The 23,296-nt window shown below is 73.3% G+C and carries 19 protein-coding genes; 5 read left to right on the forward strand and 14 right to left on the reverse strand.

The annotated features are described in order from the left end of the window. Positions 1-14: 14 nt before the first annotated feature. From ACZ3X1_RS19155 to rsmI, 4 genes are all read right to left on the reverse strand, one after another. Positions 15-1,505: a ubiquitin-like domain-containing protein gene (locus tag ACZ3X1_RS19155; RefSeq protein WP_467280363.1), complete on the reverse strand. Its 1,491-nt coding sequence runs from the start codon at positions 1,503-1,505 to the stop codon at positions 15-17. A gap of 317 nt (positions 1,506-1,822) precedes the next feature. After that, entirely contained in the window at positions 1,823-2,704 is an 882-nt protein-coding gene (locus ACZ3X1_RS19160; RefSeq protein WP_467280364.1) for a TatD family hydrolase, read from the reverse strand. Between the two features lie 10 nt (positions 2,705-2,714). Further along, positions 2,715-3,209 carry a hypothetical protein gene (locus ACZ3X1_RS19165; protein WP_467280365.1) on the reverse strand — a complete coding sequence of 165 codons (495 nt, stop codon included), beginning with the start codon at positions 3,207-3,209 and terminating at the stop codon, positions 2,715-2,717. Positions 3,210-3,369: 160 nt separating this feature from the next. After that, entirely contained in the window at positions 3,370-4,287 is a 918-nt protein-coding gene (rsmI, locus tag ACZ3X1_RS19170; protein ID WP_356814709.1) for a 16S rRNA (cytidine(1402)-2'-O)-methyltransferase, read from the reverse strand. Between the two features lie 78 nt (positions 4,288-4,365). Here rsmI and ACZ3X1_RS19175 point away from each other — a divergent pair, with 78 nt between their 5' ends. Continuing rightward, the gene (locus ACZ3X1_RS19175; RefSeq protein WP_467280366.1) at positions 4,366-6,135 is read left to right on the forward strand and encodes a dolichyl-phosphate-mannose--protein mannosyltransferase; all 1,770 of its coding nucleotides are present in this window, start codon (positions 4,366-4,368) and stop codon (positions 6,133-6,135) included. A 202-nt stretch (positions 6,136-6,337) separates the two neighbouring features. Here the strand turns inward: ACZ3X1_RS19175 and ACZ3X1_RS19180 are convergent, their stop codons facing one another. Continuing rightward, a complete protein-coding gene (locus ACZ3X1_RS19180; protein ID WP_467280367.1) occupies positions 6,338-6,877 on the reverse strand; it encodes a GNAT family N-acetyltransferase in 540 nt (179 codons plus the stop codon). Positions 6,878-7,058: 181 nt separating this feature from the next. Here ACZ3X1_RS19180 and ACZ3X1_RS19185 point away from each other — a divergent pair, with 181 nt between their 5' ends. Together ACZ3X1_RS19185 and ACZ3X1_RS19190 are read left to right on the forward strand one after the other, a co-directional pair. Beyond that, positions 7,059-8,684, forward strand: a complete 1,626-nt coding sequence (locus ACZ3X1_RS19185; protein WP_467280368.1) for a penicillin-binding transpeptidase domain-containing protein — start codon at positions 7,059-7,061, stop codon at positions 8,682-8,684. 56 nt (positions 8,685-8,740) lie between these two features. Beyond that, positions 8,741-8,863 carry a hypothetical protein gene (locus tag ACZ3X1_RS19190; protein ID WP_356814690.1) on the forward strand — a complete coding sequence of 41 codons (123 nt, stop codon included), beginning with the start codon at positions 8,741-8,743 and terminating at the stop codon, positions 8,861-8,863. On the opposite strand, the gene ACZ3X1_RS19195 is transcribed toward ACZ3X1_RS19190, so the two are convergent. From ACZ3X1_RS19195 to ACZ3X1_RS19210, 4 genes are all read right to left on the reverse strand, one after another. Next, the gene (locus ACZ3X1_RS19195) at positions 8,852-10,015 is read right to left on the reverse strand and encodes a serine hydrolase domain-containing protein (RefSeq protein WP_356814689.1); all 1,164 of its coding nucleotides are present in this window, start codon (positions 10,013-10,015) and stop codon (positions 8,852-8,854) included. The genes ACZ3X1_RS19190 and ACZ3X1_RS19195 overlap by 12 nt on opposite strands. A gap of 182 nt (positions 10,016-10,197) precedes the next feature. After that, positions 10,198-10,983, reverse strand: coding sequence for an energy-coupling factor ABC transporter ATP-binding protein (locus ACZ3X1_RS19200; protein ID WP_356814688.1), 786 nt, complete (start codon positions 10,981-10,983; stop codon positions 10,198-10,200). Next, positions 10,971-11,732, reverse strand: a complete 762-nt coding sequence (gene cbiQ / locus ACZ3X1_RS19205; RefSeq protein ID WP_356814687.1) for a cobalt ECF transporter T component CbiQ — start codon at positions 11,730-11,732, stop codon at positions 10,971-10,973. The genes ACZ3X1_RS19200 and cbiQ overlap by 13 nt, the downstream gene beginning before the upstream one ends. Position 11,733: 1 nt before the next feature. Further along, the gene (locus ACZ3X1_RS19210; RefSeq protein ID WP_356814686.1) at positions 11,734-12,795 is read right to left on the reverse strand and encodes an energy-coupling factor ABC transporter permease; all 1,062 of its coding nucleotides are present in this window, start codon (positions 12,793-12,795) and stop codon (positions 11,734-11,736) included. Between the two features lie 167 nt (positions 12,796-12,962). Here ACZ3X1_RS19210 and ACZ3X1_RS19215 point away from each other — a divergent pair, with 167 nt between their 5' ends. Then, a complete protein-coding gene (locus tag ACZ3X1_RS19215; protein ID WP_356814685.1) occupies positions 12,963-13,355 on the forward strand; it encodes an SsgA family sporulation/cell division regulator in 393 nt (130 codons plus the stop codon). A gap of 79 nt (positions 13,356-13,434) precedes the next feature. On the opposite strand, the gene ACZ3X1_RS19220 is transcribed toward ACZ3X1_RS19215, so the two are convergent. Together ACZ3X1_RS19220 and ACZ3X1_RS19225 are read right to left on the reverse strand one after the other, a co-directional pair. Further along, the gene (locus ACZ3X1_RS19220; protein ID WP_467280369.1) at positions 13,435-15,633 is read right to left on the reverse strand and encodes an MMPL family transporter; all 2,199 of its coding nucleotides are present in this window, start codon (positions 15,631-15,633) and stop codon (positions 13,435-13,437) included. A gap of 132 nt (positions 15,634-15,765) precedes the next feature. Further along, positions 15,766-16,356, reverse strand: a complete 591-nt coding sequence (locus ACZ3X1_RS19225; protein ID WP_030027812.1) for a TetR/AcrR family transcriptional regulator — start codon at positions 16,354-16,356, stop codon at positions 15,766-15,768. A gap of 152 nt (positions 16,357-16,508) precedes the next feature. Here ACZ3X1_RS19225 and ACZ3X1_RS19230 point away from each other — a divergent pair, with 152 nt between their 5' ends. Beyond that, the gene (locus ACZ3X1_RS19230; protein ID WP_467280370.1) at positions 16,509-19,778 is read left to right on the forward strand and encodes a S41 family peptidase; all 3,270 of its coding nucleotides are present in this window, start codon (positions 16,509-16,511) and stop codon (positions 19,776-19,778) included. A gap of 73 nt (positions 19,779-19,851) precedes the next feature. Here ACZ3X1_RS19230 and ACZ3X1_RS19235 read toward each other — a convergent pair whose 3' ends face one another. The 3 genes from ACZ3X1_RS19235 to ACZ3X1_RS19245 are packed head-to-tail and all read right to left on the reverse strand — an operon-like array spanning position 19,852 to position 23,284. After that, positions 19,852-20,736: an SDR family oxidoreductase gene (locus ACZ3X1_RS19235; RefSeq protein WP_467280371.1), complete on the reverse strand. Its 885-nt coding sequence runs from the start codon at positions 20,734-20,736 to the stop codon at positions 19,852-19,854. Further along, positions 20,733-21,659: an alpha/beta fold hydrolase gene (locus ACZ3X1_RS19240; protein ID WP_467280373.1), complete on the reverse strand. Its 927-nt coding sequence runs from the start codon at positions 21,657-21,659 to the stop codon at positions 20,733-20,735. The genes ACZ3X1_RS19235 and ACZ3X1_RS19240 overlap by 4 nt, the downstream gene beginning before the upstream one ends. Next, positions 21,656-23,284 (reverse strand): flavin-containing monooxygenase, encoded by a 1,629-nt coding sequence (locus tag ACZ3X1_RS19245; RefSeq protein WP_467280374.1) that lies wholly within the window; start codon positions 23,282-23,284, stop codon positions 21,656-21,658. The genes ACZ3X1_RS19240 and ACZ3X1_RS19245 overlap by 4 nt, the downstream gene beginning before the upstream one ends. Between the last annotated feature and the right edge of the window lie 12 nt (positions 23,285-23,296).

Here is a 23,296-nt window from a genome sequence, read left to right on the forward strand (position 1 = left end):
CGTGGGCCCGCGGCCTACGACGTGAGCCTGCGGCCGCAGTGGGGCCAGGGGCTCGCCCCCCGCTGCACGTAGAGCTTCTTCGCCCGGTAGGTCTGTTCCGCGGCCGGGGCGTCCTGCGGGCGGCCGCTGCCGCCGAGGCTCTGCCAGGTGCGGACGTCGAACTGGTACAGGCCGCCGTACGTGCCCGAGGCGTCGGTGGCGGAGGCCCGGCCGCCGGATTCGCACCGGGCGAGGGCCGCCCAGTTGAGGCCGTCCGCGCCGGAGACGGAGCTGGGCAGCGACCTGGTGCCGACCCGGACGAGCTGGGTGACGGGCTCGCGCACGACCTCGTCGGCGATGGCGCGGGGCCTCTGCCGGACCCCGTTGACCGTGCGCAGGCTGTAGGTGACCCTGCGCGCCCCGGGCCGGCCGGCGCGCTCGACGACCTCGGTCCCGGCGAACAGATCGTCGTCCTGGACCTTCTCGGTCTCGAAGGGGATGCGCTCCTCGCGGACCTCGCGGGTGCCGGTGATCCGGAGCACGGTCACGGTCTGGCCGTCGCGCGGGAAGGCGGTGGGCGGCACGGAGGTGGTGTCCTGGCCCTGGAGGGTGATGCCGGCCTGGTCGAGGGCCTCCTGGACGGTGGCCGCGTTGGTGCGGATGGTGCGTTCGCGACCGTCGGCCATGAAGGTGACGCTGCGCTCGGTGCGGACGCTGAGGGTCAGGCCGGCGCGCGGTACGGGGGCGGTGCGCGGGGCGGAGAGGTAGGCCCCCTCGGCGCGGATGCCGAACTGGCGCAGGGCGCCGTCGACGGTGCGGGCGGTGGTCCACACCTGGCGCTGCTGTCCGTCGAGGATGAGTCTCAGGGGGCGGCCGTAACGGACGACGATCTCCTCGCCGTCGTCGAGGGGTTCGCCGGGGGCGGGGGCGACGAGGTCGTGGGGGCCGACGTCGAGGCCTTCCGCGGCGAGCAGTTCCTCGACGTCGCCGGCGAAGGTGTGCAGCTCCCGGGGGACTCCGTCCACGGTGAGGCGTACCGATTTGTCGGCGGCGACGAAGGCGGTCGTGCCTCCGGCGAGGAAGGCGACGACCAGGGCCTGCGGCACGATGCGCCGCCAGCTCCGGCCGGGGGCGCCGGTCGCGGCGGGGCCGAGGAGCACCGGTCCCGCCGCCCGGCGGCGGCCGTGCCCCGCCCCGGCGGGCGCCGCGGCGGGGGCCGGGGCGGCCGGGCCGCGGCGGCGGCCGGTGCCGGCCGGGGGTTCCGCGACGGCGGTACGGCCGCGGGCCCGGCGGCCCTGGGCGGCCCCGTCGGCGATGGTCGGGGTCGGTGCGGGGGCGCGGCGCCGGCCCGTCCCCGGGGCGGAGGCAGGCCCGGGCCGTTCGCCGCCCCGGCCCGCGGCGTCCGCCGGGGCGGCGGGTTCCGCGGCGCGCCGGCGGCGTCCGGCCCGCCGGTCCTCGGCGCGCGGGAAGGGTACGGGGACGGCGGGTTCGGTGTCCCAGGAGGAGGGCCCGGCATCGGCCGGCACGAGGTCCCGGGTCCCCGTTGCGCCGTGCCACGGATCGCCGGACCAGGGGTCGCCGGCCCCGGGATCGCCGGGCCGGGGATCGGCGGTCGGGGGTTGGCCGGGCCCGGGATCGGCCGTCCAGGAGGGCCATGCCGCCGGGATTTCGCTCCCGTACGCCTCCGTGACGGGAGCGCCTCGGCGGTGACTGCCCTGCGTATCGCTCACGCTCGCTCCACTGGTGGTCCGGCACCCGTTGGTTGGGGCACGGCACCCTAGCGGAGGAGGCGTCACGGAACAAAGTCGTACGACTACCCTACGTGTCGACCGGGTGGAGCCGGTCAGTAGTCGAAGGCGCGGGCGGTGTTGACCGCGAGGGCGGTGGCCATCGCGTCCTCGTCGATGCCGCGGACGGCGGCCATCGCCCGTACCGTCAGCGGAATGAGGTACGGGGCGTTGGGCCGTCCGCGGTACGGCGCGGGGGTCAGGTACGGCGCGTCCGTCTCGACGAGGACCAGCTCCAGCGGGGCCACGGCCAGTGCCTCGCGCAGCGGCGCGGCGTTCTTGAAGGTGACGGTTCCGGCGAAGGACATGTAGTAGCCGGCGGCGGCGCACTCGCGGGCCATGTCGGCGTCCCCGGAGTAGCAGTGGAAGACGGTCCGCTCGGGGGCGCCCTCCTCGCGCAGTACCCGCAGCACGTCGGCGTGGGCGTCGCGGTCGTGGATGACGAGGGCCTTGCCCTGCCGCTTGGCGATCTCGATGTGGGCGCGGAAGGAACGCTCCTGCGCGGCCATGCCCTCCGGTCCGGTGCGGAAGTGGTCGAGGCCGGTCTCGCCGACCGCCTTGACGTGGCCGAGGGCGGCGAGCGCCTCGATCTCCGCGAGGGCCTCGTCGAGGGCGGATTCACCCCCGCCGGTCCGGGCGCCCTGGCGGGACCAGCCGTCGGGGTCCCCGTGCACGATGCGGGGGGCTTCGTTGGGGTGGAGGGCGACGGCCGCGTGGACGTTGTCGTACGCGGCGGCCGTCTCGGCGGCCCACCGGGAGCCCTTCACGTCGCAGCCGACCTGGACGACGGTGGTCACGCCGACCGAGGCGGCCCGGGCGAGGCCCTCCTCGACGGTCCCCGACTGCATGTCCAGGTGGGTGTGCGAATCCGCGACCGCCACCCGGAGGGGTTCGGGCAGCGGCGGCAGTGCGTCCTTGGAGGCGGTGGAAGAGCTCATGGGGCCGATCTTATGACCGGCGGAAGAACCCCATCAGCCGGGAGAGCAGGCCCCCGCGCCTGTCGGTCTCGCTGACGGCGACGGGTCCGGGGGCGTCGTGGTGCGCGGCGGCGCCGCGCGGCTTGGGGGTGCGGGGGACGTCCGCCCCGGCCGGCACCGGTCCCGCGATACCGGGGGCGATGCGGTGGTGGTAGAGATGGTCGATCATTCCGAGCACCGAGGAGACCTGCCCCGCCCGCATGATCCGCACGACGTGCCCGCCGCAGTTCATGCAGGTCGGGTTGGACAGCGGGGAGGACACGCGTTCGCCGTCGACCGTGTAGATGATGAACGGCTCGCCCCGGCCGTCGACGTGGTGCTCGATCCGGTACTCCTGCTCCCAGCCGTACCCGCAGCGCATGCACGCGAAGGAGTAGGCCTCGTGCACGGTCTGCACGTCGGGGCCGGAAAAACGTGCGGGGGCCGGGGCCTGGACCGGTACCGGGGTGTCAGCGATCTCACTCATGCCAGCTCCTCTTGTTCCACTGGTGCCTCTGCCAGTGGACGCCTCTCCGGGCGGGAGCGCATCAGGTCCTGTCCAGTGTTGGACGGCCTTTGGGCGACTCATGCCCAAAGCGCCCGGCGCACGGTCTGAGCTTTGCTTTTCAGGTTAGCTCTTTACCGGTTCATGGCGCCTTTTGTGCCGCATTCTTTGCCGCCACGACAGCGTCGAAGACATCGCGCTTGGGTACGCCGGCCTCGGCCGCGACGGCCGCGATGGCCTCCTTGCGGCGCTCCCCCGCCTCCTCGCGCACCCGTACCCGGCGCACCAGCTCCTCGTCGTCCACGTCGCCGGGGCCGGCCGCAGGGGCGCCCTCCACCACGACGGTGATCTCCCCGCGCACGCCCTCGGCGGCCCAGGCGGCGAGTTCGCCGAGCCCGCCGCGCTTGACCTCCTCGTACGTCTTCGTCAGTTCGCGGCAGACCGCGGCCCGCCGCTCGGCGCCGAAGACCTCGGCCATCGCCGCCAGGGTGGCGTCGAGCCGGTGCGGGGCCTCGAAGTAGACGAGCGTGCGCCGCTCGCCCTCGACCTCGCGCAGCCGGCCGAGGCGCTCGCCCGCCTTGCGCGGCAGGAAGCCCTCGAAGCAGAACCGGTCCACGGGCAGCCCGGACAGCGCCAGCGCGGTGAGCACGGCGGACGGCCCGGGGACGGCGGTGACCTTGATGTCCTTCTCCACGGCGGCGGCGACCAGCCGGTAGCCGGGGTCGGAGACCGACGGCATGCCGGCGTCCGTCACCAGCAGGACGCGCGCCCCGCCGGCCAGCGCCTCGACCAGCTCCGGGGTGCGGGCCGACTCGTTGCCCTCGAAGTACGACAGGACGCGCCCGGTGGTGTGCACGCCGAGCCCCTGGGTCAGCCGGCGCAGCCGCCGGGTGTCCTCGGCGGCGACGACATCGGCCCGCTCCAGCTCCGCCGCCAGGCGCGGCGGGGCGTCGGCGAGGTCGCCGATGGGGGTGCCGGCGAGGACGAGCGTGCCCGTCCGGCCTTCGGCCGCGGCGGCTGTGGAGGTGGGCTCGGTGCCGTGGGGCTGGTCAGTTGTCACCCGCCCATCCTCTCAGTCCCACGGCTCGTCACCCCACGCCACTGGGGCGCACACAGATCTCTTCCCTACGATGTGCCGGTGACCAGTACCGCGACGCCGCCGCCCAGCCCCGCGGGGGCCATGCCCTCCGCAATGGCCGGCGGCGCAGAAGAGCCGTCCACCTGGCTGCGCGACCTGCGCCGCTTCGGCTACGCGCCGCGCGCCGGCGCGTCCCCGCACGTGGACGTCCGCACCCGCCTGGTGCCCCCGTACACGAAGCCGTCCCGGCAGCTGTGGATGACCTTCGGGCTTCCGCCAGAGGTGTGGGGGACCTGGCAGCGCATCGTGTCGTGGGCCGGGCCGCTGCTGGTGGCGCTGGTCGCGGGGGTGCTGCGGTTCGTGCACCTGGGCAGCCCGAAGGCGGTGATATTCGACGAGACGTACTACGCCAAGGACGCCTGGGCCACCATCAAGCAGGGCTACGAGGCGAACTGGCCCAAGGACATCGACAAGTCGATCCTCGCCAACCCCGACGGGGTCGCCCTGCCGGCGGACCCGGGCTACGTCGTGCACCCGCCCGTCGGCAAGTGGGTGATCGGGCTCGGCGAATGGATGTTCGGCCTCACGCCGTTCGGCTGGCGGTTCATGACCGCCGTGCTCGGCACCCTGTCGGTGCTGATGCTGTGCCGGATCGGCCGGCGGCTGTTCCGCTCGACGTTCCTGGGCTGCCTGGCGGGCGCGCTGCTGGCGGTGGACGGCCTGCACCTGGTGATGAGCCGTACGGCGCTGCTGGACCTGGTGCTGATGTTCTTCGTGCTCGCCGCGTTCGGGGCGCTGCTCATCGACCGGGACCGGGCCCGCGCCCGGCTCGCGGACGCGCTACCGGTGGACGAGGAGGGCCGGACCCGCCCCGACGCGAGGATCGCCGGGACGCTGCGGCTGGGCCGGCGCCCGTACCGGATCCTGGCCGGGGTCTGCCTGGGGCTGGCCGCCGGCACGAAGTGGAACGGCTTCGTCGTCCTGGCCTTCTTCGGCATCCTCACCGTGCTGTGGGACGCGGCCGCCCGCCGCACCGCCGGCGCGGGCGCCCCGTACGCGGCGATGCTGCGCCGTGACGCGCTGCCCGCGTTCGTGTCCACGGTGCCCGTGGCGGTCGTGACGTACGTGGCGTCGTGGACGGGCTGGATCTTCAGCCCGGACAACGGCAAGGGCGGCTACCTGCGCGACTGGGCGGCCAAGAGCGACCAGAACAGCTCGCTGTCGTTCCTCCCGGAATGGGTGCGCAGCCTGTGGCACTACGAGACCGAGGTCTACAACTTCCACGTCGGCCTGACCTCGGGGCACACCTACGAGTCCAACCCGTGGAGCTGGCTGGTGCTGGGCCGGCCCGTCTCGTACTTCTACGAGTCCCCCGAACCCGGCACCGACGGCTGCCCGGCGACGGCGGCGGGCAAGTGCGCCCGCGAGGTCCTGGCGCTGGGTACGCCGCTGCTGTGGTGGGCGGGCTGCTTCGCGCTGCTGTACGTGCTGTGGCGGTGGTTCTTCCGCCGCGACTGGCGGGCGGGCGCGATCGCCTGCGCCCTGGGCGCGGGCCTGCTGCCCTGGTTCAACTACCAGGAACGGACGATCTTCTACTTCTACGCGGTGGTCTTCGTCCCGTACCTGTGCCTGGCGGTGGCGATGATGATCGGCGCCCTGCTGGGCCCGGCGGGCTCGTCGGAGCGCCGCCGCGCCCTGGGCGCGATCGGCGCGGGCGTACTGGTCCTGCTGATCGTGTGGAACTTCATCTACTTCTGGCCGATCTACACGGGCCAGACCTTGCCCATGGACTCCTGGCGCGGCCGCATGTGGCTGGACACCTGGGTCTAGCAGGCGAAACGAAGGGCCCGGCACCGACATCGGGTGCCGGGCCCTTCGCCGTCCCGGTCAGCGGGAGGCTTCGCAGGCGGAGTTCGCCGCGTCCTTGCTCGCCCCGACCGCTACGAGGCTCGACACGCAGCTGGTCCGGTTGCCGATCCGGCCCTGGTAGCACGCCTCCCCGGCGCCGTCCGTGGCCTTGCACGTCGACCGGTCAGGACGGCTCGTCGTCCCAGGCGGGCGGCGTGGTCGCACCGGTGAGCCAGTCCCGTCGCAGGACGGCGTACCCGACCGCGTCGTGGACCGTGCCGTCGGCGCCGGGCCATCCGTCCCGGTAGTGGGCCTCCTTGACGTAGCCGCACCGCCGGAAGGTGCGGCGCATCGCCGCGTTGTCCCGGCGCGTGGTGCCCTCGATGCGCAGGATCCGGGGGAACTCGGCGAACAGGTACGCCGTCAGCCAGGTCAGGGCGTGGCCGCCGATGCCCCGGCCCCGGTAACGGGTGCGAATGCGCAGATCGAAGACGGGCGTGCCGTCACCGAGGTCCATCAGGCGGACCAGCCCGAGGATGTCGTCGCCGTCGCCGATCCAGAAGGTCCTGGTGTCGTCGCCGTCGAAGCGGCCGTCCGCGACCCAGCGCCGCGCCTGGTCGGGGCCGACCACGGCCGCGCCGTGGAAAGGCCAGGTGTCCGCGGTGAGGAAGGCGACCAGGGCATCGCCCTCGGAGGGGTCGAACCGCCGGTAGGTGAGCTCCACGGGCGCACTCTAGGGCGAACACCGGCCGCTCCCAAGCGAATTGGGGGCGGACCTTCGGCGGCGGCCCCCCGCACATTCCGGTCCGGTAACAACTGCACACCGCGCGACTCCACAGAGTAAGGTCGGAGCCAAGGGCTCTTTGAACGCGTTCAGAGGGCCGTGACCATGGGGGAGGACGACAGTGAACGGGGCGGCAAAGGGCGCCATCATCGGCGGGGTGTTCCTCGCGATGGTCGGCGGTGCCGGATACGGGGTGTACGCGCTGGTCGGGGACGGCGGCGGGGACGGGGACGACGTCTCCGCCCTGTCCGAAGGCACCGGGCCGGTCAAGGAGAAGGAGGCCGAGGCGGCCGCGAAGGCCTTCCTCGCCGCATGGGCGGCCGGCGACGAGCGGGGAGCGGCCGACCTGACCAACAACGCCGCGGCCGCGCAGAGCGCGGTCGGGGAGTTCCGGACGAAGGCGTACGTCTCCAAGGCCGTGATCACCCCCGGCAGGGCGAACGGCACGACCGTGCCCTTCAAGGTCGAGGCGGAGATCACCTACGAGGGCACGACCAAGCCCCTCGCCTACGACTCCCAGCTCACGGTGGTGCGCGGCCTGACCAGCGGCAAGCCCCTGGTCGACTGGCAGCCCTCGGTGATCCACCCGCAGCTGCAGAAGGACGAGAAGCTGCGCGCGGGCGCGCCGGCGAGCCCGCCGGTCAGGGCCGTCGACCGCAACGGCGAGGAGCTGACCGCGGAGAAGTACCCCTCGCTGCGCCAGGTCCTGGACGAGCTGCGCCAGAACTACGGCACCAAGGCGGGCGGCAGGGCCGGGGCCGAAGTGTGGATCGAGCCGGCGGCGAAAGACGCTCCCAAGCGGACCCTGCTGACACTGGTCGAGGGCGAGCCGAGCACCCTCAAGACGTACCTGGACGCGAAGGCGCAGGCGGCGGCGGAAGCGGCGGTCGGCAGGTTCCCGGAGGCCTCGGTGGTCGCCGTGCAGCCGAGCAGCGGGCACGTCCTGGCCGTCGCGAACAACCGCAAGGACGGCTTCAACGCGGCGATGAGGGGCAACCGGGCCCCCGGATCGACGATGAAGATAGTGACGGCCGCGATGCTGATGGACCGCGGCCTGGTCGCCGCCGACAAGGCCGCGGAGTGCCCGAAGACGGTGACGTGGGGCCGGGAGTTCCACAACCTGAAGAACTTCGACCTGCCGCCCGGCACCAGCTTCGCGACCTCGTTCGCCCGGTCCTGCAACACCGCCTTCATCAAGCAGATAAAGCCCGTCGACGACGACTCCGCACTGCCCAAGGAGGCCACGGAGGTCTTCGGCATCGGCCTGGACTGGAAGACCGGCATCAAGTCCACCGACGGCAAGGTCCCCCCGGCGACGGGCGCCTCGGCCGCCGCCGCGTACATCGGGCAGGGCCAGATCACCATGAACCCCCTGAACGTCGCGTCCATCACCGCGACCGCCCGCACCGGTGTGTTCCGCCAGCCCTTGCTGGTCTCGCCGGAGCTCGACGGCCGGACGATCGCGACGGCCGAGCGCCGGATGAAGTCCTCCGTCCAGCAACAGCTCGTCGGCATGATGAAGCTGACGGCGACCAGCGGGACCGCCCGCGAGGCCATGGCCCCGGTCCGCGGCTCGGACAAGGGCGCGAAGACCGGCTCGGCGGAGGTCGGCGGCGCCGACGCCAGCCCGGACAGCTGGTTCACCGGCTTCAGCGGCGACGTGGCCGCGGCCGCGATGGTCGAAGGCGGCGGCCACGGCGGCGAGGCGGCCGGCCCGATCGTCGCGGCGGTATTGAACGCGCGCTGACGCCGGGGCCCGGTCCCGGGCGGGCGAGACGCCCCGCCCGGGCTGGCGCCCAGGGCATGTCGACCACCGCGCACCCCCGTTTCGCCGAGGCGCTGAGCGCCTGGGTCGGCGAACTCGTCGGCCACGCCGGCGCCGCCGTGGCCGCCGTACGCGAGGTCCCCGGCCGGTCAGAGGGCTGACCGCAGGGCCCGGACCAGGGCCTGGGCGCGGGGGTCGGCGGTGACCGACTTGGCCAGGGCGTTGGTGACGTAGCCGAAGCCGATGCCGGCCTCCGGGTCGGCGAAGGCCAGGGAGCCGCCGCGGCCGGGGTGGCCGAAGGAGGCGGGCGAGAGCAGCGGCGAGGCGGGGCCGTGCAGCATGTAGCCGGCGCCGAAGCGGGTGTTGACGACCAGTACCCGGTCCGGGCCCGAGGAGTGTTCGCGGGCGGCGAGTCCGGTGGTGGCCGGGGTGAAGATCCGCGCGCCGTCCTCGACCACGCCGATGGTGGCCCCGTAGAAGCGGGCCAGGGCGCGGGCCGTGCCGATGCCGTTGGAGGCGGGGAGCTCGGCGGCCCGGTACGCGGGGGCGTTCTCGTCGGGCAGCGGGTCGATGGCGGCGAAGGCGCGGCGGGTGAGGGAGCCGGGGTCGGCGTACGCCTCCGAAACGTTCCTGCGCGGCCGGGTCCTCAGCATCCCGGCGCTCTCCGGCGGGTCGACGGGGGCCACCCGGCCCACCCGGCCGGCCTCGGCCTCCGCCTCCGGCAGGCCGATCCAGAAGTCCACACCGAGCGGCTCGGCGATGTCCTCCGCCAGGACGGAGCCCAGCGTGCGGCCGGTCACCCGGAGCACCAGCTCGGACAGCAGCCAGCTGTAGGTCTGCGCGTGGTAGCCGTGTCCGGCGCCGGGCTCCCAGAAGGGGCGCTGTGCGGCGACGGCGCGCGGCCCGGACACCCCGTCCGCGGCCTCGGCGGGGGTCAGCCCCCGGTCCAGGGCCGGTATGCCCGCGCGGTGCGCGAGGAGGTCCCGTACGAGGATCCTCTCCTTGCCGCCCGCCTTGAACTCCGGCCAGTACGAGCCGACCGGCGCGTCCAGGTCGAGCAGCCCGCGCTGGTGCAGGAGCAGCGGGACGGCGGCGGCCACGCCCTTGGTGGCGGAGCGGACGATCTGCGCGGTGTCCTCGGTCCACGGCTCGGTGCCGTCGGCGTCCCGGGTGCCGCCCCACAGGTCGACGACCTTGCGCCCGTCCCGGTAGACGGCCACGGCCGCGCCCCGGTCCCCGAGCACCTCGAAGTTGCGTACGAACGCGTCCCTGACGGGCTCGAAGCCCTCCGCCACCGTCCCGCGGACATCCACGTCTGCTCCCACCACCTGCCGCGACGCCGAGGGCGCCTACGTCTACCCCTACGCCACAGAGCAACGCTGACCGGACGGTCCTGCTTCCCGGGTCCCGGGAGCGACCCGTGGGGCCCGGCATACAGGTCGGCGGACGGAGTCCGCCGCAGCGGCCCGAAGGCCGCGAGGCGTCCCGGCGCCGATCAGTGCGAGGGGTGCGCCAGAAGGGGCGTACGGGGGTCGAAGCCGAAGGGCAGCTCCAGCCGGTGGGCCCGCATCAGCTTCTCGTCGCACAGCAGGTCCTGCGTGCGGCCGTCCGCCGCGATGACCCCCTCGCTGAGGACCACCGAGCGCGGGCACAGCTCCAGCGCGTACGGCAGGTCGTGGGTCACCATCAGCACGGTCACGTCGAGCGAGCGCAGGATGTCGGCGAGCTCGCGGCGCGAGGCCGGGTCCAGGTTGGAGGAGGGCTCGTCCAGGACGAGGATCTCCGGCCGCATGGCCAGTACGGTCGCCACGGCCACCCGGCGGCGCTGCCCGAAGGACAGGTGGTGCGGCGGCCGGTCGGCGAAGTCGGCCATGCCGACCTGGTCGAGTGCGGCCCTGACCCGCTCCTCCAGCTCCGGGCCCCGCATGCCGGCCGCCGCCGGTCCGAAGGCCACGTCCTCCCGCACGGTCGGCATGAACAGCTGGTCGTCGGGGTCCTGGAAGACGATCCCGACCCGGCGCCGGATCTCGGCCAGGTTCCGCTTCTCCACCGGGAGCCCGGCCACGGCCACCGAGCCGACCCCGCCGGCGAGGATGCCGTTGAGGTGCAGCACGAGAGTGGTCTTGCCGGCGCCGTTGGGACCGAGCAGGGCGACGCGTTCGCCGCGCCCGACGGTCAGGTCGACGCCGTACAGGGCCTGGTGGCCGTCCGGATAGGCGTACGCCAGCCCGGCGACTTCGAGCGAGGGGGCGGGGGCGGGGGTAGCGGTCACAGGGTCCATCCCATCAGACAGACGGCGAGGGCCGTCACCGGGAGCACGGCCGCGTACGCCCACTGGCCGCGCGTGGCCACGGCCTCGTCGATCACCGGCATGGAACCGGCGTAGCCGCGGCTGACCATCGCCAGGTAGACCCGCTCGCCGCGTTCGTAGGAGCGGATGAACAGCGCGCCGGCGGTCTTCGCCAGCACTCCCCAGTGCCGGATTCCGCTCGCCTCGAAACCGCGCGAGCGGCGGGCGACGGACATCCGGCGCAGCTCGTCACCGATCACGTCGCCGTAGCGGATCATGAAGGAGGCGATCTGGACGAGCAGGGGCGGGAGCCGCAGCCGCTGGAGGCCCAGCAGCAGGGCCCGCAGCTCGGTGGTCGAGGCGAGCAGGACGGACGCGGCCACGCCGAGGGTTCCCTTGGCGAGGACGTTCCAGGCGCCCCACAGGCCGGAGACGCTGAGCGACATGCCGAGCACCTCGACCCGCTCGCCCTCGGCCACGAAGGGCATGAGCACGGCGAACGCGACGAAGGGGACCTCGATGAGCAGCCTGCGCAGCAGGAGGCCTGCCGGGATCCGGGCCACGGCCGCGACGCCGGCGAGGAGGAGTGCGTACAGGCCGAAGGCCCACACCGCCTCCCGCGGGGTGGACACGACGACCAGGACGAAGCCGAAGGTCGCGGCGAGTTTGCAGTGCGGGGGCAGGGCGTGGACCGGCGAGCGGCCCGGGCGGTAGAGCCTGTGGGCGTGGCCGGCGCCCATGTCAGGCGACCGGGGTGGAGGTGGCGGTGGCGGTCATGTCGTCCGTGCGGCGGCGGCGCACGGCCCAGAAGATCCCGGTGCCGGCGACGACGGTGACGCCGACGCCGATGACGCCGGCGAGTCCGCCGGACAGGCGGGCGTCGTCGACGTCCTCGACGGCGTAGTCGGCGAGGGGCGAGCCCGCGGCGGCGTGCTCCTCGACCTTCTCGTCGATGCCCTTGTCGGCGGCGACCTTCTCCAGGCCGTCGGGGCTGGCGGAGGCGTAGAAGGAGACGAACCCGGCGAGCACGAGGGCGGTGACCAGGCCGGTCGCCCACACCTTCTTCGTCGAGCCGGCCGCGGCACCGGCCGCGGGCGTCGGAGTCGCGGCAGGCGCGTCGACGAGCGCGCCGTCGACGCGCAGCTTCAGCGGCGTGGTCAGCCGGCGGGCCCCGTGCACCAGGTCGGGCCGTACGGCGATCACGGCGCCCACGGTCGCTGCGGTGATGAGGGCCTCGCCGATGCCGATGAGGACGTGTACACCGACCATGGCGGCGAGCACCTTGCCGAGGGGCACGTCGGTGGTGCCGCCGACGGCGAAGACGGCGGTGAAGGCGGCGGCCGCGGCGGGCACCGAGAGCAGGGCCGCGACGAAGCCGGCCACGGTCACGGAGCGGCGGGTGGGCGGCAGGACGCGGAGCAGGCCGCGGAAGACCAGGTGCGCGGTGACGACGGTGACGACGCCCATGACGGTGATGTTCACGCCGAGGGCGGTCAGGCCGCCGTCGGCGAAGAGGATGCCCTGCATCAGCAGGACGACGGACACGCAGAGCACGCCGGTGTAGGGGCCGACGAGTATCGCGGCGAGCGCGCCGCCCAGCAGGTGGCCGCTGGTGCCGGCGGCGACGGGGAAGTTCAGCATCTGCACGGCGAAGATGAAGGCGGCGACGAGTCCGGCGAGCGGCGCGGTCCGCTCGTCGAGTTCGCGGCGGGCGCCGCGGAGGCTGACGGCCACCGCCGCGGCCGCCGCCACTCCGGCGGCCACCGAGACGGGTGCGTTGATGAATCCGTCGGGCACATGCATGGAGTGGGCTCCGCTTCTTTACGGTCTTTAACCGTTCAAGAGTAATGCCCAGTTGCAAACCGTTGGCAAGAGCGGGTGCACCACAAATAGCGTCGCGCGTTTTCGTGGGAATGTGCGAGGCTGGAGGGTAAACGGACGGATACGTTCCGATTCGAGGAGTCTGGTCGATGTCAGCCCCCGCCGAGAATCTCCCAGCGACCGCGACCGCGGCCCCCGTCGAAGAGCGGGTCCGCGCCCGTGTGATCACGGACGACCCCCTCTACCGGGCGATCCCCGTAGCCCTGCGCTTCACCCCCGCCGAGCCCCTGGCCGTGCGGATCGTCTTCCCCGCCGACCTGTCCCCCGAGGGCACCGACAACGAGTGGGTCTTCCCCCGGGCGCTGCTCGAAGCGGGCCTCCAGGCTCCGACGGGGACCGGGGACGTTCGCGTCTGGCCCTGCGGCCGCGTCCAGGCGATCGTGGAGTTCCACTCCCCCGAGGGCGTGGCGGTGGTGCAGTTCGACATCGCCGCCCTGCGCCGCTTCCTGCGCCGCACGTACGCCGCCTCCGCCCCGCGTTAGCCCGCCCGGCGCAACGGGCCCGGCCCCGCACTCCCCTGTCGATCGGGGGGTACGGGGCCGGGCCGTCCTGACGCGGCGGTCAGGCGTTGACCAGTTCGCGGTCCTTGTCCGGTCCCTCGCCCTGCGCGGACTCGGCGAGGTGCTTGCGCAGGCTCTCACCCTCCACGTCCACGTTCGGCAGCAGCCGGTCCAGCCACTTGGGCAGCCACCAGGCCTTGTGGCCGAGCAGCGCGAGCACCGCCGGGACGATGGCCATGCGGACCACGAAGGCGTCGAAGAAGACCGCGACGGCCAGACCGAAGCCGATCATCTTGACCATCTGCTCGCTGGCCCCGATGAAGCCCGCGAACACGGCGATCATGATGACGGCGGCGGCCACGACGACCCGCGCGCTGTACTGGAAGCCGGTCACGACCGCCTGGCCCGGGCGCTCGCCGTGGACGTACGCCTCGCGCATGCGGGTGACGAGGAAGACCTCGTAGTCCATGGCCAGGCCGAAGACCACGCCGACCATGAAGATCGGCATCATCGACATGATCGGACCGGTCTGCTCCACCCCGAAGACCGAGCCGAGCCAGCCCCACTGGAAGACCGCGACGACCGCACCGAGGGCCGCGACGACCGAGAGCAGGAAGCCGAGGGCCGCCTTGAGCGGGACCAGGACCGAGCGGAAGACGAGCATCAGCAGCAGGAAGGCGAGGCCGACGACGAGTGCCAGGTAGGGCAGCAGCGCGTCGTTCATCTTCTGCGAGAAGTCGATGTTCATCGCGGTGGCGCCGGTGACGAGGACGTCGTCGCCGCTGCCGTCGCGGATCTCGTGGACCAGGTCCTCGGTCTGGGTGGAGGAGGGGCGGTCCTTCGGGATGACGGTGATCACCGCGGCGTCCCCGGCCTCGTTGGGGGTCGGCGGGGTGACCGCGGCAACGCCCTCCAGGCCCTTGATCCGGTCGACGGTGGAGTCTGCCAGGGCCTTGTTCCCGTCGACGACCACCATCAGCGGGCCGTTGAAGCCCGGGCCGAAGCCCTCGGACAGCAGGTCGTACGCCTGGCGCTGGGTGGTGGAGACCGGCTGGGCGCCGTCGTCCGGCAGGCCCATCTCCAGCTTGCTCGCCGGGACGGCGATGACGCCGAGGCCGATCACACCGGCCAGCAGCACCATGACGGGGCGGCGCAGGACGAACCGGGCCCATCGGGTACCGCCGTTGGCCTTCTTCTCGGTGCCGGCGGGCTTGCCCTTGCCGAACAGCTTGCTCTTCTCGCCCGCGGGCAGGACCTTCTTGCCGGCGAAGCCGAGGATGGCCGGGACCAGGGTGAGCGCGACGAGCACGGCGATGACCACCGTGCCCGCGGCCGCGACGCCCATCTTGGTCAGCATCGGGATGTTCACCACGGCCAGGCCCACCAGGGCGATGACCACGGTCAGACCGGCGAAGACCACAGCGGAACCAGCGGTTCCGGCAGCCCGGCCGGCGGCCTCGTCCCGCGCGCGGCCCTCGGCGAGCTCCGCGCGGTAGCGGGAGACGATGAAGAGGGCGTAGTCGATGCCGACCGCGAGGCCGATCATCGTGGCGAGGGTGGCGGTGGTGTTGCCGAGGTCCAGCACGTTGGCGAGCGCGGTGATGGAGGAGACGCCGATGCCCACGCCGATGATCGCCGTCAGCAGCGGCAGACCGGCCGCGACCAGCGAGCCGAAGGTGATCACGAGGACGATCGCGGCGACGAGGATGCCGATGATCTCGCCGGAACCGGTCTCGGGGGCCGCCATCAGGGCGTCACCGCCGATCTGGACGTTCAGGCCCGCGGCCTTGGCGCCGTCGCCGGACTCCTTGAGCGCCTCGCGGGTGACGTCCTTCAGCTCCATGCCGCTGACGGTGTACTTGGCGCTGATGTAGGTGGTGGAGCCGTCCTGGCTGACCGCCTGCGTCTCGTACGGGTTGGTCACGGAGGAGATCTGCTCCGCGCCCGGACCGGTCTTCAGCCCGCCCACGATCTTCTCGACCTCGGCCTTGGGGCCGGGGTCGGTGACCTTCGCGCCCTGGGGGGCCTTGACGACGATGCGCGCGGTGGCGCCGTCGGCGGCCATGCCCGGGAACTTCTTGTCCAGCAGGTCGAAGGCCTTCTGGGCCTCCGTGCCGGGTATGGAGAAGGAGCCGGAGGTCGGGGCGGCGGCGGAGGCCGCGCCGAATCCGGCGGCGAACAGCAGCGCCACCCAGAGGAGGGCGACGAGCCCGCGGCGCCTGAAGGCGCCCCGGCCGAGTCGGTAAAGGAAGGTGGCCACGTCGTGGTTCTCCCGTTCAGGTCGTGGGATGGATCCGGAGGGATCAGGGCGTGGGGAGCCGGCCCGACGACGAGAGCGGCGTGTCAGGAGCAGCAAGCCGGCACGGGGTGCCGGGGACTGGGGACGGGGGGCTCAGACGCCGAGGGCGGGGAAGACCACGGCGTCGATGAAGTCACCGAGGAACGCCCGGTCCACCGGCCGGTCCTCGATCAGCGGGAGCGCGATGAACGCCCCGATGAGCATGTGCGGTACGAAGCCCAGGGCCGGGCACCCCGGGGCGATCTCGCCCCGGTCCACCGCGCGCTGCAGCATCACCTGCAGCCCGGTGATCTCCGGGTCGACCAACAGGTCCCGCAGCGCCTTGTGGAGCTCCGGGCTCTCGTGGACGGCATGGGCCAGACCCCGCATCAGCGCGGTGTCCTTGGCCATCTGCGCGTCGTCCGAGTGCTCCACCATGAGCGCGAAGTCCCCGCGCAGGCTGCCCGTGTCGATCTCGCGCAGCGAGACGGGCTGCGTGCACCGCAGGGCCTTGGCGACCAGCTCCGGCTTGCTCCCCCACTGGCGGTAGAGGGTGGCCTTGCTGGACTTCGTACGGGCGGCGACCGCGTCCATGGTCAGCGCCTCGTAGCCGACGTCACGCAGGAGGTCGAGGACCGCCTCGTGCAGTTCGGCCTGCCGTTCGGGGGTGATCCGGCTGCGCCGGGCCGCCATCGCCTCGGTCATCTCCGTGCCCTCCATCCGAACGAAACTGTTCCGTACGTTCAAGACGATACCCCTCTCGCAAGCGAAACGAAACCGTTCCGTTTCGCTGAAAGGGGTGGCGTGGATCACCAGTACGAGTTGCCGCGGGCCCTCCACGCGGAAAGCATTGGGGGGTGAGTCACGACGTCGCGTACCTCCGGTTCCCGCACCTGCACGACGACCTCCTGTGCTTCGCCACCGAGGACGACCTCTGGGTCGCCCCGCTGGTCCCCGACGGCCAGACCCCCGGACGTGCCTGGCGGGTCACCGTCGACCGGACCCGGGTCGGCCACCCCCGCTTCTCCCCCGACGGCCGCCACATCGCCTTCACCACCTGGCGCAGCCTCGATCCCGAGATCCACCTGGCGCCCGTCGACGGCGGCCCCGCCCGCCGGCTGACCCACTGGGGCGCCACCGACACCCGCGTCTGCGGCTGGGACCCCGACGGCAACATCCTCGCGGTCTCGTCGCACGAACAGCCGTTCTCGTACTTCTCCTGGGCCTACAAACTGCCCACCGACGGCAGCCCCGGCGGGCGCCTGCCCTGGGGGCCGGTGTCCGACATCCAGGTCGCCGACATCGACGGCGAGCACCGCAGCCTGCTGCTCACCGGCAAGCCACCGCACGAGCCCGCGGCCTGGAAGCGCTACCGGGGCGGCGCCATGGGCCGCCTCTGGCTCCACGGGCGCCAGCTCCTGGAGCACCTCGAAGGACACCTGGACGCCGCGATGTTCGTGGGCGGCCGGATCGCCTTCCTCTCGGACCACGAGGGCATCGGCAACCTCTACTCCTGCCGGCCCGACGGCACCGACCTGCGCCGCCACACCGACCACGACGAGTTCTACGCCCGGCACGCCTCCAGCGACGGCTCCCGGGTCGTCTACCAGTGCGCCGGGGACCTCTGGCTCGTCGACTCCCTGACCCCCGACGCCACCCCGCGCAAGCTCCAGGTCCGCCTCGGCGGTCCGCGCGCCGGCCGGCGCAGCTACCAGGTGCCGGCCGCCAGCCACGTCGACTCGCTCTCCGTGGACGCCACCGGGCGGGCCAGCGCGGTCGTGGTGCGCGGCAGCCTGTACTGGCTGACCCACCGCGACGGGCCGGCCCGGACCATCGCCGACACCCCGGGCGTGCGGGTGCGGCTGCCGGAGATGCTCGGCAGCGCCGGACAGGTCGCCTACGTCACCGACGCCGAGGGCGAGGACGCCATCGAGATCGCCTACCTGCCCCGGGCCTCCGGCGAACGGCAGCCGCGCCGGCTGGCGTCGGGCGAGCTGGGCCGCGTGACCGAGCTGCTCTCGGACCCGGACGGGGAGCGCCTCGCCATCGCCTCGAACGACGGGCGGCTGCTGCTCGTCGACGCGACGGACGAGTCCGACGGCGAGGTCACCGAGCTGATCCGGTCCATCAACGGGCCCGTCACCGACCTGGCCTTCTCCCCCGACGGGACCTGGCTGACCTGGTCGCACCCGGGCATCGGGCGCTCGCTGCGGCAGATCAAGATGGCCCGCATCTCCGGGCCCGGCGCGCGCACCGTCGTCGACGTCACCAACGGCCGCTTCGCCGACGAGAATCCGGTCTTCACCCGCGACGGGCGCTACCTGGCCTTCCTGTCCTGGCGCGGTTTCGACCCGGTCTACGACGTGCACACCGGCGACTTGTCCTTCCCGCTGGGCTGCCGCCCGTACCTGGTGCCGCTGTCCTCAGCGACCCCCTCGCCCTTCGCCCTCTCGGCCGAGGGGCGGCCGGCTGCGGGCGGACTGGACCCGGCCGAGGGCGACTCGGAGAACTCGGGCGAAGGCAGCGCCGTGACCGTGGAGGTGGAAGGGCTGGAGAGCCGGGTCACCCCCTTCCCGGTGAGCGCCTCCAAGTACTCGGCCCTGTACCCGGTCAGCGGCGGCGGACTGGTCTGGCTGCGCTGGCCGATCTCGGGCGCGCTCGGCGAGACCTTCGCCAACCCCAACGACATCAGCGGCAAGCCCACACTGGAGCACTTCGACCTGACCAAGGCCCGCAAGAGCGAACTGGCCTCGGGGCTGGACTGGTTCGCGGTCAGCGGCGACGGCACCCGCCTCGTCATCAACGACGACGGGGACCTGCGCGCGGTCCCCGCCACCGAGTCGGGCGACGGCGACTCCACGGTCTACCTGGACCTGCGGCGCATCCTGCACGAGGTGGACCCGGCGGCCGAGTGGCGCCAGGCCTTCGAGGAGGCCGGGCGGATCATCCGCGCGTACTTCTGGGAGCCGAACATGTGCGGCATCGACTGGGACGGCGTACTGCGCCAGTACCGCCCCCTGGTCGAACGGGTCGCCTCCCCCGACGAGTTCGCCGACCTGCTGCGCGAGGTCCTCGGCGAGCTCGGCACCTCGCACGCCTACGTCTCCCCCGCCCGCCGCAACGAGGGCCCCCCGCACTACCAGCGGGCCATCGGCCTGCTCGGCGCCAACCTGGTCCCCCGCGACGGGACATGGGTGGTCAGCAAGATCCTGCCCGGCGAGTCCTCCGACTCCAAGGCCCGCTCCCCGCTGGCCGGAACCGGCATCCGGGAGGGCGCGGTGCTCACCCACGTGGACGGCCGCCCCGTGGACCCGGTCGCCGGCCCCTACCCGCTGCTGGCGGGAGCGGGCGGCACCACGGTCGAGCTGACCTTCCAGCCGGCGGACGGCTCGGGCCGCTCCCGCCGGGTCGCCGTCGTCCCGCTGATCGACGAACGGCCGCTGCGCTACCAGGACTGGGTGTCCAAGCGGCGCCAGGTGGTCCGGGAGCTCAGCGGCGGCCGGTGCGGCTACCTCCACATCCCCGACATGGGCGGCTCGGGCTGGGCGCAGTTCAACCGCGACCTGCGCATGGAGATGTCCCGGCCCGCGCTGATCGTGGACGTACGCGGCAACGCGGGCGGCCACATCAGCGAGCTGGTGGTGGAGAAGCTCACCCGCTCCATCCTCGGCTGGGACCTGACGCGCGACGCCCAGCCCGTCAGCTACGCCTCCAACGCGCCCCGCGGCCCGATCGTGGCGCTGGCCGACGAGGCGACCTCCTCCGACGGGGACATGATCACCGCGGCCTTCAAACTGCTGGGGCTGGGCCCGGTGGTGGGGCAGCGCACCTGGGGCGGGGTGGTCGGCATGACGGGCCGGCACACCCTCGGCGACGGCACGGTGATCACGGTGCCGATGAACGCCGCCTGGTTCCCCGAGTACGGGTGGTCGGTGGAGAACCACGGCGTGGAGCCGGACTTCGAGATCCTGCGCACCCCGCTCGACTGGGCGGAGGGGCGGCACGCCCAGATGGACGACGCCGTGCACCTGGCGCTGGAGCTGCTCGAACAGGACCCGGCCGCGATGCCGCCCGGCTACACGGACGTACCGGACCGGCGTCGTCCGAAGCTGCCGCCGCGGGAGTGAGCGGCGGACCGGACGCTAGGGGCGCGGCCGTCCGTGACGGCCGCGCCCCTTCCGGGCGTCCGGTGCCGGTCGATCAGCGGCTCCGGGTGCGCTCCTGCTCGTCCGCGGCGCCGCCCGCCCCGACGAGCCCCCTGGAGACACCGGACAGCCGGGGCTCGAAGCGCTTCATCTCCCGCTGCCCGACCGTCGCGATGATCCCGGGCAGGTAGCCGCGCACCCCCTGCATCCCGCGCAGCCACCACTGCGCGTACACGTGCGGGGAGCGCCGCTCGATGCCCGCGACGATCCGGTCGACGGCAGGCCCCAGCGGGTAGGTGCGGTTCGACGGCCACGGCAGCCTCTGGCGCAGCTCCCGCATGACCTCGTCCTGGTCGGCGCCGCGCACCATGTCCGTGTCGGTCCAGGAGAGGTAGCCGACGCCGACGCCCACGCCCTTGTGGGCGACCTCGGCGCGCAGGCAGTGTGCGAAGGCCTCGACGCCGGACTTGGACGCGCAGTAGGCGGTCATCATCGGCGCCGGGGTGATGGCGGCGAGCGAGGCGATCTGGAGGAAGTAGCCGCGGCTCTCCGTCAGCACGGGCAGGAAGGCCCGGGCGGTGACGGCCCCGCCGATCAGGTTCACCTCGATCACCCGGCGCCAGGCGTCGGGGTCGGAGTGTGCGAACGGTCCGCCCGCGGCGACGCCCGCGTTGGCGACGACGATGTCGACCTTCCCGAAGCGCTCCTTGGCCTCCTGCGCCACGCGCGCCATCGCCTCGTGGTCGGTGACGTCGGCGTACCAGTGTTCGCTGTCGGTGTGCAGGCGCTGGGAGACCTCCTTGAGGGCCTCCGGCTCCAGGCCGACGAGCGCGATCCGCGCGCCCCGGGCCGACAGCTTGCGGGCGAGCAGCTCGCCGACCCCGCGGGCGGCCCCCGTGACGACGGCGACCCGGCCTTCCAGACTCCTGCGAGCACTCACGGTGTCTTCTCCTTCTCGGTGGTGTCGAGATAGTGCGCGGTCAGCTCGCACAGGGCACGGGTGACGGCCTCGGGAGCCTCGACCGGGGTCATGTGCCCGATGCCGGTGAGCTCGGTGAGGCCCACGCAGTTCGGCAGCGCCGCGGCGAGTCCTCGGGCGTGCACGATCGGCGTGAGCCGGTCCGCGGTGCCGCCGATCACGGTGGTGGGGACGGTCAGCCGTGCCACGTCGGCGTCGAGGTCCAGCCCGGACAGCACCCGGGACCAGGCGTGCCGCACCCCGGTGGGGCACGCATGGACGATACGGGCGCACGCCTCGACCTTGTCGGGCGCGGAACCGGGGCCCATGGTGGCGTACTTCAGGATCGAACGGGCCACGGGCGTGACCGGTCCGAGCGGGGCGCGCGATCCGAGGAACGCGCCGGTGACACGGGTCCGGGCACGCCCGGCGCGGACCGGCAGCACCCGCGCCTGCGCGACCAGGGCGGAACTGCCGGTGCTGCACAGCAGCGCGGCCGCGGCGTGCTCGGTGAACTCCGGCCGGGCCGCGGCCGCCATGATCGTCATGCCGCCCATGGAGTGCCCGGCGACGACCGCGCGCTCCCCCGGGGCGAGGGTGGCGCCGAGCACCGCCACGAGGTCGTCGGCGAGTGCGGTGGTGCTGTGCTCCCGGGCGGCGGGGCTGCGCCCGTGTCCGCGCTGGTCGTAGGCGACGACCCGGTGGGTGACGGCCAGGGCCCGTATCTGCGCGGCCCAGAACGCGGTGGAGCAGGTCCAGCCGTGGGACAGCACCACGGGCGGCGCCCCCTCGTCCCCGTGCACCTCGACGTGCAGGCGGGCCCCGTCGGCGGAGACGGCGACGAGTTCGCGCCGCGCGGCGGGCGGGGCGTAGGGACCGGAGGTGACGTGCGCGGGCCGGCTCACGCGGCGCCCTCCGCCTGCGCGGCGAGCGGTGCGGGATCGGCGGCGGGCAGCGGCGCCGGATCGCGGGACGGCAGCGGTGCGGGCGCCGTGATCCGGTCGCGCTCGCGCCCCCGTACCCGTACGACCTCGTACTCGGCGAGGTCGACCGTCCGGGTCTCGCGGCGGAACTCACCGGTCGTGCCGGGCCAGACGGTGGTGTTGCGCCCGTTCTCGTCCAGGTACCAGCTGGTGCAGCCGCCGGTGTTCCACACGGTCCGCTCCATCCGCGCCTGCACCATGCGGTTCCAGGCCTTCACGGCGGAGGGGCGGGCGGCCAGGGCGACCCTCCCGGCCCCGTCCGCCGTGCCGTTCCCGCCGAGCACGGTGAGCTGGCGCAGGTAGTCGGCCATGTAGTTGAGCTGCGACTCGATCATCAGGATCATCGAGGTGTTCCCCAGCCCGGTGTTCGGGCCGATGATCGTCATCCAGTTGGGGAAGCCGGCCGCGGTCGCACCGCGCAGCGAGGCCATCCCGTCCTTCCACGTGTCCGCGAGGGAGCGGCCGTCGACGCCCACGACCCGCTCGGCGATCGGCAGGTCGGTGACGTGGAAGCCGGTGCTGAAGACGATCGCGTCGACCTCGGCCTCGGTTCCGTCGGCGGCGACCAGGACCGAGCCGCGGACCTCCTTCAGCCCGGAGGCGACCAGGTCCACATTGGGCCGGGCCAGCGCCGGATAGAAGGTGCTGGAGAGCAGGATCCGCTTGCAGCCGATCCGGTAGGAGGGCGTCAGCCTGGCGCGCATCGCCGGGTCCTTGATCGACCGGGCCATGTTGGCCTTGGCCAGGGCCTCGACGAAGCCGAGCTGGTTCGGCCGCTTGGTGAAGGCGCCGACCTGGAGGTCCCGGATCGCCCAGGTCAGCCCGCGGCGCGCCGCCTGGGTGAAGGGCAGCCGGCGGTGCATCCAGCGCTCCACCGCCGTGATGGCCCGGTCGGTGCGCGGCATCACCCACGCCGGGGTCCGCTGGAAGAGGGTGAGGCGCTCCACGTCGGGGGCGACGGCGGGCACGATCTGGATGGCGGAGGCGCCCGTACCGATCACGGCGACGCGCTTGCCGCGCAGGTCGTAGCCGTGGTCCCAGCGCGCGGAGTGGAAGACCTTGCCGGGGAAGCCCACCAGACCCGGGATCTCCGGGAGCTTCGGCTCGGACAGCGGGCCGGTCGCCGACACCACGACGTCGGCGGTGAGCTCCCCCTGCGCCGTCTCGATCTCCCAGCGCAGTTCCGACTCGTCCCAGCGCATCATCCGGACCTCGGAGTCCAGCCGGATGTGCGGGCGCAGTCCGAAGGTGTCGGCGACGTGCTCCAGGTACGCCCGGATGTGGGGCTGCCCGGAGAAGGACCGGGGCCAGTCGGGGTTTGGCGCGAAGGAGAAGGAGTACAGGTGCGACGGCACGTCGCAGGCGCACCCGGGATAGCTGTTGTCCCGCCACGTGCCGCCGACCGAGCCAGCCCGCTCCAGCACGACGAAGTCGGTGATCCCCTCGCGCCGCAGCCGTACGGCGGCGCCCAGTCCGCTGAACCCGGACCCGATCACCGCCACGCGCACGTGCTCGCGCGCCCGCCCCCTACCGCCCGTGTCACCCATGTCCGCCGCCTT

This window comes from Streptomyces sp. NPDC023541, assembly GCF_055559995.1.